Origin of the sequence: Carnobacterium sp. (genome assembly GCF_032094055.1) — a bacterium.
Taxonomy (GTDB): domain Bacteria; phylum Bacillota; class Bacilli; order Lactobacillales; family Carnobacteriaceae; genus Carnobacterium_A.
In genome coordinates, this window is sequence record NZ_DAMDAK010000117.1 from 3156 (window position 1) to 5347 (window position 2192).

Below are 2192 nucleotides of genomic sequence, written 5' to 3' on the forward strand. Positions count from 1 at the left end.
CACCTGCTATTGACAGAACAAGACATCCCTAAAGATTCAGCACTTTATAAAATGAACCCGCCATTAAGGAGCTCGTCAGATCGTGAAGCTCTGATTGAAGGGTTGCTGGATGGAACGCTTGATATGATTGCAACTGATCATGCACCTCATACAATTGAGGAAAAAAACGGCAGTATGATACAGGCACCCTTTGGAATAACCGGCAGCGAAACAGCTTTTTCTTTATTGTATACGCACTTTGTTGAAAAAAATATCTTTACATTAGCTCAATTAGTAGAGTGGCTGACGATACGACCAGCAAAAGTTTTTGGTCTGAGTGCAGGTACCATGGAAATTGGACAAAAAGCTGATTTGGCTTTATTTGATCTGCAAACTGAAAAAGAACTTCTTGCTGAAGAATACCAATCAAAAGCAGTTAACACGCCCTTTACCGGTTGGAAAGTAAAAGGACAGACATTTATGACTATTGTTGATGGAAAAATCGTTTATAACGGAAATGGCTAAAAATAAAGCGCCTATGATTATTAAAAAGCGGCACAGCGATAGATGAAAAGCAGTAAAAAAAAGAAAAATAAACTTTAGGAGGCGGTTAGTATCAATAAATTAAGCGTATCATTACCAGGACTGGATTTAAAAAATCCGATCATGCCGGCAAGCGGAACTTTTGGTTTTGGCGATCTTTATACAGATTGTTACGATTACAGTGTCTTAGGAGCTTTAATCATCAAATCAACAACACTTGAATCGCGAATCGGCAATGCTGAACCACGTTATCATCATTTGGACCATGGAGTATTAAATGCCGTCGGATTACGCAACCCTGGTGTCGATGTGATCGTTAATGAAAAATTGCCAGCTCTAGAAAAATGTGACACGCCGATTATTGCAAGTGTAGCTGGAACAACGATTTCTGATTATGTAGAAGTAACAAAAAAACTTTGTCAATCGCCAATTGTGAAAGCTCTTGAAATCAATCTGTCTTGTCCAAATGTAGCAGATGGAGGATTAACATTCGGTTCAAATCCTGAAGCTGTTTATCAGATGACCAAAGCGGTTAAATCAGTGGCTACTGTTCCAATTTATGTTAAATTAACACCTAATGTAACGGATATTACTGAAATCGCTAAAGCTGCTGAAGCTGGCGGAGCAGATGGGATCAGTATGATCAATACGCTGTTAGGCATGAGTATTGATTTAAAGACCAAACAACCTTTTTTAGCCAATAAAATGGGCGGCTTATCAGGAACAGCTATAAATACTATTGCTGTTCGAATGGTTTATCAGGTTTCCCGGGCTGTATCGATTCCCGTCATCGGGATGGGCGGCATTTCGACAGTCGATGATGTTCTTGAAATGCTGATGGCCGGCGCTAGCGCAGTAGCCATAGGAACAGCTAATTATAACAATCCTATGATTTGTAAAGAATTGATTGAAGCTTTACCAGGGCGAATGGATGAACTAGGAATTGCATCTATTGAATCCTTGATCAAAGAAGTAAAGGCAGGTCAGAATAGTGAATACTAAACCCATTATTGCGTTAGATTTTTCAACAAGTGAAGAGATAAAACAGTTTTTAAGTCATTTTAAAGATGAGTCGTTATTTGTCAAAGTAGGGATGGAGCTTTATTATCAAAACGGTCCTGAAATCGTTAAGTATATGAAAGAACTAGGGCATGAGATTTTTTTAGATTTGAAATTGCATGATATACCGAACACGGTCAAGCGGTCCATGAAAGGTCTGGCAGCTTTGGATATCGATATGATCAATGTACATGCAGCTGGAGGCAGTGAAATGATGGAAGCTGCAATGGATGGTATTCTCGCGGGCACTCCAGCCGGGAGTACGCGGCCGGATTTAATTGCCGTTACTCAGCTGACTTCGACTACGCCCGAAGCTATGCGGAGAGAACAATTGATCGAAGTTACTTTATTGCAAAGTGTTATTCATTATGCTCAATTAACTCAAACAGCGGGATTAGATGGGGTCGTTTGCTCTGCATTAGAAGCACGGCTGATCAAAAAGAATACCGCTTCAGACTTTTTATGTGTCACGCCTGGGATCCGACCTAGCGGAGAAGAAAAAGGCGATCAGAAACGAGTCGCTACACCTGCATCAGCTTATGAAGAAGGGGCTAGCCATATCGTGGTCGGTCGTCCCATTACATTGGCCCAAGACCCCGTAGCAGCTTATC

At 40.8% G+C, this 2192-nt stretch carries 3 protein-coding genes; all 3 read left to right on the top strand.

Going from position 1 to position 2192, the window contains the following annotated elements; translation table 11 throughout:
* Positions 1-504, top strand: a 504-nt coding sequence (locus RT405_RS12745) for an amidohydrolase family protein (RefSeq protein WP_313470175.1), incomplete at its 5' end; no start/stop codon positions are given.
* A gap of 90 nt (positions 505-594) precedes the next feature.
* The gene (locus RT405_RS12750; protein WP_313470181.1) at positions 595-1524 is read left to right on the top strand and encodes a dihydroorotate dehydrogenase; all 930 of its coding nucleotides are present in this window, start codon (positions 595-597) and stop codon (positions 1522-1524) included.
* A partial coding sequence (pyrF, locus tag RT405_RS12755) for an orotidine-5'-phosphate decarboxylase (protein ID WP_313470176.1) occupies positions 1514-2192 on the top strand: 679 nt, incomplete at its 3' end. The genes RT405_RS12750 and pyrF, both read left to right, overlap by 11 nt.